This is a genomic window from Candidatus Eisenbacteria bacterium, assembly GCA_018831195.1.
Taxonomy (GTDB): domain Bacteria; phylum Eisenbacteria; class RBG-16-71-46; order CAIMUX01; family JAHJDP01; genus JAHJDP01.
Genome location: JAHJDP010000057.1, coordinates 1 through 7,037, shown reverse-complemented (window position 1 = coordinate 7,037; position 7,037 = coordinate 1). Strand labels below are relative to the sequence as shown.

6 protein-coding genes are annotated in these 7,037 nt (G+C 52.5%); 5 read left to right on the top strand and 1 reads right to left on the bottom strand.

Annotated elements, in window-relative coordinates; genetic code table 11:
• Positions 1 to 107 precede the first annotated feature (107 nt).
• Positions 108 to 272: a hypothetical protein gene (locus tag KJ970_10655; GenBank protein ID MBU2691374.1), complete on the top strand. Its 165-nt coding sequence runs from the start codon at positions 108 to 110 to the stop codon at positions 270 to 272.
• Positions 273 to 338: 66 nt separating this feature from the next.
• On the opposite strand, the gene KJ970_10650 is transcribed toward KJ970_10655, so the two are convergent.
• Positions 339 to 1,502 (bottom strand): ATP-binding protein, encoded by a 1,164-nt coding sequence (locus tag KJ970_10650; protein ID MBU2691373.1) that lies wholly within the window; start codon positions 1,500 to 1,502, stop codon positions 339 to 341.
• Positions 1,503 to 1,817: 315 nt separating this feature from the next.
• On the opposite strand from KJ970_10650, the gene KJ970_10645 reads away from it, so the two are divergent.
• From KJ970_10645 to KJ970_10630, 4 genes are all read left to right on the top strand, one after another.
• Positions 1,818 to 2,705 carry a hypothetical protein gene (locus tag KJ970_10645; protein MBU2691372.1) on the top strand — a complete coding sequence of 296 codons (888 nt, stop codon included), beginning with the start codon at positions 1,818 to 1,820 and terminating at the stop codon, positions 2,703 to 2,705.
• A 1,151-nt stretch (positions 2,706 to 3,856) separates the two neighbouring features.
• Positions 3,857 to 4,900 carry a Fic family protein gene (locus KJ970_10640; GenBank protein MBU2691371.1) on the top strand — a complete coding sequence of 348 codons (1,044 nt, stop codon included), beginning with the start codon at positions 3,857 to 3,859 and terminating at the stop codon, positions 4,898 to 4,900.
• Positions 4,901 to 5,031: 131 nt separating this feature from the next.
• On the top strand, positions 5,032 to 6,126 hold the full coding sequence (locus KJ970_10635; protein MBU2691370.1) for a DDE-type integrase/transposase/recombinase: 1,095 nt from the start codon (positions 5,032 to 5,034) through the stop codon (positions 6,124 to 6,126).
• A gap of 251 nt (positions 6,127 to 6,377) precedes the next feature.
• The coding region (locus KJ970_10630) for a DNA polymerase IV (GenBank protein MBU2691369.1) at positions 6,378 to 7,037 on the top strand (660 nt) is incomplete at its 3' end.

Genomic DNA, 7,037 nt, shown 5'->3' with positions numbered 1-7,037 from the left:
CGTTACAGAACAATGAGTTGGTGGCGGAGAGCCAGGTTTTCCAGCATCAGTCCCTTACGTGACTTCAGGTTGGAGAATATGGTGTGAAGGATGAAGTTGAGCATTTGATGAGGCTAAGCAAGGAATCCTATAACCGCAAGTATCTCAATGCGGACGGAATTTGTGGAAGGCACACGGTGGATGGCCGTTTTGAAGTTGAGTGCGTTCAATGCCCCGCGGATGAGATGAGCCCGGGCGGGTGGTGTGAGTGGGTGTTTAGGCTGGCGGAATAGACCGCTCGATAGGGGGTTGGCCGGCATTTTTACGGTGAAAATGCCGGCGGTCTATACATAATTCCCTTACAAAATCACAGGTTTCATCTTCGTCCAGGGTATGGCTTTCACGCCGGGAGCCAATGTGAGCGTCACCATATCCGAATTGGCCTTCTGATGGACAACATAGGCTTCTCTTTGGTGCTTATCGATCACATCTAGAAGCTGTAAGAGTGGTTTGGCCATACTGCTTCGTGGCGTGCGCGTTGCCTTGGCCTCAATAAGAGTCAAACGTTTTCCTCCACGTGGAACAATGAAATCAACCTCAAGCCCTTGGCGATCGCGGAAATGATAAATTGCCTTGGATTTGCCGTGGTGGATCTGTTCCTTAACGATCTCTGATGCCACCAATCCTTCAAAAAGAGGTCCCAGAAAGGGAGACTTAGTCAACGACGCTTCAGTTTCAATACCCAGCAAGTGCGCGGCGAGTCCCGAATCGCAGAAGTAGACTTTAGGCGCCTTGGTTATACGTTTACCAAAATTCTCGAAGAAGGGAGGCACAAGTAAGATCTGAGCTGTGATCTCCAGCACACCGAGCCATTCGGTAATCGTCGGCACCGAGACGCCAATCGGACCGGCCAGGGCCGTTTTATTGAGACCCTGGCCGATGCGTGTTGCCAATAGCGCCAGAAATCGCCGGAAGGTGGCTAGATCCTTAATCGACAACACAGCGCGAACATCACGCTCAAGGTAGGTTTGGATGTAGGAGCTGAACCAAATATCCCGTGTTGCAGGTCTGGCGATGACCTCAGGGAAACCGCCCTTCAACAGCGACACGGCAGATTCTTCAGAATATGAAAACGGAAGTAGCTGGAAAATAGCGGCGCGCCCAGCCATTGACTCTGTCACCCCCCGCATCACCGCCGCTTCTTGGGACCCTGTCAGAAACCAATGGCCCTTCTGTTCAGGCGTTCTATCGATCTCCGCCCTGATATAGTTCAGTAGCTCCGGCGTGTTCTGGATCTCGTCTAAGATCGCGGGGCGCCCGAGCTCCTCCAGGAATCCTCGGGGATCGCTGCGGACCCTGTCGATGACATCCGGTTCTTCCAGCAGCACATAGCTGGCACTAGGAAAGCAGTGTCGAAGAAGTGTTGTTTTACCGGATCGCCGAGGGCCGGTTACAATACAGGCGGAAAATGCTGTCGCTGAACGGATTAGCTCAGCCTCTAAAGTTCGTTTTCTGTATTCCATAATGACAATTCTAAAGTGTTGATTTAGATTTGTCAATGACTGGTATCGATATTTGCAGGTGTACGAGTCGTATGGCAACGACCTAAGTAGGTGTGGTATAATCCCTCTAGCTGATTGTCATTGAACGAGTTGACGAACGTCTACGCATCTTCGGGGGATGGGCAATATGTCTGCAGGCTTATCTGGCCAAAGGCTTCTTTGGATTGCTGTGTGTTTCATGATTTTGATTTGTTCCGCTGGAGCCGCTCGTCCTCCGCGAAAATCCCGTAACTCCTTGCGGTAATACAACTCCCCAGTTGTGCTATGGTCATGCACATGATGCATACACTCATATCACCTCTATTCGTATTTCTACGGGCAACGCGGTTGGCGAGGACAACTCTGGCACTGGAAAATGCCGCCCTGCGTCAGCAATTGGCCATCCACCAGAGAACTCACAAGCGGGTCCGACTCCAAGCCGGGGACCGAGTCTTCTGGGTCATCCTCCGCAGACTCTGGTCGGGCTGGTCCCGCCCTCTCGTCATCGTCAAACCCGCCACGGTCATCGGGTGGCATCGCCAAGGCTTCAAAGTGCTGTGGCGTCGTAAATCACGAGGCCGGAAAATCGGCCGACCATGCATCTCACGGAAACAAATCAACTTCATCAAGCGCATTTCAGGTGACCATCCTGAGTGGGGCGAAGACAAGATCGCCGAGGAGCTTGTCGCCAAGTTCGGCATTGAACATTCCACCAGCACCATCCGCCGCTACATGGTCCCACGTCGTACTACGCCTCGAGGAGACCAGACCTGGCGCATCTTTGTACAAAATCACGCCAAGGAACTTTGGTCCTGTGACTTCCTCACCCAGTACACCGCCCTCTTCGCCGTCGCTTACGTGTTCGTTATCATGGAGATCGAATCGCGCCGGATTGTGCATGTTAACGTCACCACCAACCCGACACTCATCTGGGTGAAACAACAGATCCGTGACGCTACTGGCTGGGGCAGAACTCCCCGCTTCCTCGTCCACGACAATGACGGCATCTTCGGTCAGTATGGCCGGATGACATCCGATTCCAGATCTTATACTAATTACCCTTCAGATCCTCCTCGAATGCCGCCACCGATTGCCCATCCACTCCGGCCGCCCCATGGTTGGCTTTCATTAATCGAAATGCCTTCACAACAAGTTGCTTGGAAATACTGTACGACTTTGTCTTAGACATAAGCTCCTCCCCTTTCGGGTTGACTCACCCCTAAGACTGGACAGCTCAGCCCCTTCGCTCCACCCGCATTACCAGGCTTCAACACTACTACGAGCTGATCCGTCCCTGCGCTCCGCTTTGGTACTCGGGCCCTCGGAGTTCCTGCTCCTTGGGCTGCTCCCGTTGCATCGGAGCGCCAGGTTCCCACGTTCCGCATGAAAGCCTGAACCAGGATCGCGCCGTCTATCTGCCGGCCACCGCCCAGCCAGTAAACATGTTTCCGCTGGACTTCTTCACAGACCGCGAAAGTTGTCTGATTTCGATGGCAGTTGTTTAGTTTTCGACAGCTCATCAACGATTCACTTGCGTTCGCCTTCCTGGCCCTCACCTGACGGGATTTCCTTCCCGCCTTTCCCCGATCCGTTCACCACCTGGGATCTTATCCCCACGCAGCGCCGGGTGGTTTGAGAACTGATCCTGCAACCCGTCCTCGGGGGGCCCGCCCCCATCTTCCATGCAGCATGGCGTCTGTCTGTCGGTCTTTCAGACCTCCTTTCAGTGCCTTCGTGGCACACTTTCGCGGAGTACTGGTGAACGCGGTCCTTGCGACTGTCCATTCTCCCCTATACCTCTAGTCAGGTAACCTGGTTCGAAATCTAGTGAAACCCCGAGACGCATGTGAATAGGAACCTTAAATGATTCATTCTCACTACAAACATCAACAGGTTGAGTATACCCGATTTCCAGCGATTGGGCCATGCTCTCCTCTGGCCGAACACCGCACACTCAGATTCTTTAACATCAACAATTTCAGTAGTTTATCCGATTTTGTGGCCCCGGGGCCACAACTTCGAGACGATCGTTTTGAGTGAGGAACTATGAAGACCTGACCAAACTAATGCCACTCGTTGGTTTGGTCGAACCCCTTAAAGATATTGAGAACCCCGATGACCGAAGCCACCGGGGTCCATGTTAACTAAAAGAGCCACCCCAGTTCGAGATGGCTCTGAGCGGCTCCCCGGGTTGGTCCGTTTCCTAACCATTCTCCGTTTTAAAACCAATAAATTCCCAAAAGCCGTGGAATAATGCGTCAATTTTCATAATTTTTTAATTGGCTACCATTTGCCAAATAGGCTATTATTAGGCTACTAATAAAGGGGGTTCAAACTTGCTTTCTTTAAACGCTAAAAAACTCGCTGAGGTAACTATTCCGGTCAGCACCGGCTGGCTTCTTGGGTCTTGTATGGAAGCCCGCGGAAAACAGGACCTTTGGATGAAGCAGAAACCCGAAGTGCTCGATGTCTTACGTGAACAGGCGATTATCCAAAGCGTGGAGTCTTCCAATCGGATTGAGGGAGTAACAATTCCAGCCGAGCGACTTCGTCCAATAGTCATTGGTAAAGCCAGACCCCGGGATCGATCAGAAGAAGAACTCGCAGGATATAAAAGGGCCTTGGATTGGATTTTCACTCGGCAGCGTAAAATAATAGTAAAACCTTCCACAATTCAACGACTCCACTCTCTTGCCCAGGGAGGTTTTTCCGGCGATGCCGGAGAGTGGAAAAAGCGCAACAATGAAATTATCGAGATCCTGCCTAACGGCGAAAGAAAAATCAGATTCACTCCACTCTCAGCCAAAGCTACACCCAAAGCGGTTGATGTCCTTTGCAATGAATATCATGAAGCCTGCAATGAACCAACTATTCCTCCTCTTCTAATCATTGCCACATTTGTGTTTGATCTATTGTGTATTCATCCTTTTCGCGATGGAAACGGGAGAGTATCACGCTTAGTCACAACACTTCTGCTTCAAGCTCATGGATTCCAGGTATCACGCTATATCAGCCTTGAACGTCTAGTTGAACAAAGCCGAGAAGATTACTATCGCGTACTAGCCGATTGCTCCAAAGGGTGGCATAAGGGCAAGAATAATCTAATACCCTGGTGGAATTACCAACTTGGTCTGTTACGCAACGCTTACAAAGAGTTTGAGAGGCAGCTAGAATCTACTGATTCCCGAATCGCTAAGAGCGATATTGTAAAACAGACTATTCTTGCTCAGGTTGAGCAATTCACACTGGGGGATTTGGCCATTCAATTGCCATCAGCTAGCACGCAACTCATAAAAAAGGTCCTTGCTGATCTGAAAAAGCAGGAGAAAGTCCGCCTTACCGGCAGAGGCCGCGGAGCCCGCTGGGAGGTAATTTCCTAGAATCTTGAGGAATTTAGCAATTTGGCTACTGGCCGGATAATTGGCTATTTTTAGGCCACTATTTCCCGTCCTCTTGACAACTCCACCCCCTCTCCCCCATCCTGACCGATTTTGCCGTCGAAAAATGACGGATGGAGACATCGGTGGAATTCATCTTACAGCCTTGGCATCTTCTCCTGGCCGCCTTTGCCGGATGGGTTAATCGCGAGCAGCAGGCCATCATCGAATACCTGCGCGCCGAAAACCAGGTGCTCAAAGCAGCCCACGGCAAGAGCAGGATTAAACTCAACGACAACCAACGCCGGCGCCTCGCCGTTAAAGGCAAAGCGCTCGGTCGCAGAATCCTCAAAGAGATCGGCACCGCCTTCTCGCCAGATACAATTCTGCGCTGGCATCGCATGCTGATCGCTCGGAAATGGGATTACGCCTATTGTCGCCAAGCCCACGGCCGGCCCCGGATCAGAAAAGTAGTCGTCGATCTGATTCTTCGCATAGCCCGTGAGAACCCAACTTGGGGAGCCAGGCGCATAACAGGCTCTTTGAAAAACTTGGGATACTCACTCGAGAAGACAACGGTCGGTAACATCCTCCGCGAACACGGCATCGACCCCGCGCCGGAACGCAAACGCCAAATGACCTGGGCGACCTTTCTCAAAGCTCATTGGGAAGTCCTCGCCGCTATTGATTTCACAACAATCGAGGTCTGGACCAAGGGCGGTCTCGTCACATACTATCTTCTCTTCGCCATCGAGCTTTCCACACGCCGTGTTCATTTCGCCGGCTGCACGACGAATCCCCATGAGGAATGGATCAAGCAGGTCGGAAGAAATCTCACCGATCCCGATGACGGATTCCTCCCCGGTCCGAACGATCTCATCATGGATCGCGACACGAAGTTCTGCGCATCCTTCCGCTTAATGCTCAAAGAAGCACAAGTCAAACCCGTGCGGCTCCCACCGCAATCACCGAACCTGAATGCCTATATCGAACGTTTCATGCGCAGCCTCAAAGAGGAATGCCTGTATCAAATGATCTTCTTCGGCGAGGGCTCCGTCCGCCGAGCCGTAAGGCAATTCCTCGAACATTATCACCGCGAACGAAATCATCAGGGTCTCGACAACCGACTGATCGAGCCATCTGAATCGCTCAACAGACGGATGGGGAATGTGCGCTGCCGCGAGAGACTCGGTGGTATCCTGAAATACTACTACCGCGACGCCGCCTGAGCTGAATTAGGACTGGGGATATAGATTCGTACACTTACAAATGATGGGATAAATACGCCCAATATTCCGTATTCGGCAATCCAGGTCTGTTGATCATCTTAAATACAGCTCAATATCGACGGAAAATCAGGAAAGTTGACGGTCGGAAGGAATAACTGGAGAGGAATTTAACCTTCGATCGAGTTTTTGGACATTACGGGCTCTGCCCCCACCTCGTCCGCCTCCCCGTCAATTTCACAAAATACCGGGCGGTGTCCAGGCAGATCATGGATATCCTCCATTCCTATTCCCCCTGCGTCGAGCCCCTCTCTCTCGACGAGGGATTCCTCGATCTGACCGGGACACGCAACGCCCTTGGCGATCCACCCGACATTGGCCGCAAGATCAAAAATGCGATCCTGGAGGCGACCCGCCTCACCGCATCGGTGGGAATCGCCCCGGTCAAATTCGTCGCCAAGATCGCCTCCGATCATCAAAAGCCGGATGGTCTCACGGTTGTCGAGCCGGGTGGCGTCATCGCCTTTCTCCACCCGCTCCCTATTTCCGATCTCTGGGGTGTGGGGCCGCGGACACGGGAGATCTTGGAGGGGATGGGTCTTCGGACGATCGGCGATCTCGCCGCAGCGGGGCGGAAAAGGCTTGTCCACCGCTTCGGGCTGCACGGCGAACACCTCTATGACCTTTCCCAAGGGAGCGACGACCGCGATGTCGTTCCTGATTGGGACGCGAAATCGTACAGCCATGAGCAGACCTTCGCAAGGGATCAGACGGATGGTGAATTGCTGGAAGGTATGCTGCTCGACCAATCGCTGCGCGTCTCCAGGCGCCTGCGCCGGGACGATGTCACCGGCCGGATTGTGCAACTCAAAATCCGCTATCATGACTTCAGCACCTACACACGCAGGGTGACG

Excerpts from the sequence above, each read along its gene's own strand:
- KJ970_10655 (MBU2691374.1), top strand. The coding sequence starts at position 108 with ATGAGGCTAAGCAAGGAATCCTATAACCGCAAGTATCTCAATGCGGAC.
- KJ970_10650 (MBU2691373.1), bottom strand. The coding sequence starts at position 1,502 with ATGGAATACAGAAAACGAACTTTAGAGGCTGAGCTAATCCGTTCAGCG.
- KJ970_10645 (MBU2691372.1), top strand. The coding sequence starts at position 1,818 with ATGATGCATACACTCATATCACCTCTATTCGTATTTCTACGGGCAACG.
- KJ970_10635 (MBU2691370.1), top strand. The coding sequence starts at position 5,032 with ATGGAGACATCGGTGGAATTCATCTTACAGCCTTGGCATCTTCTCCTG.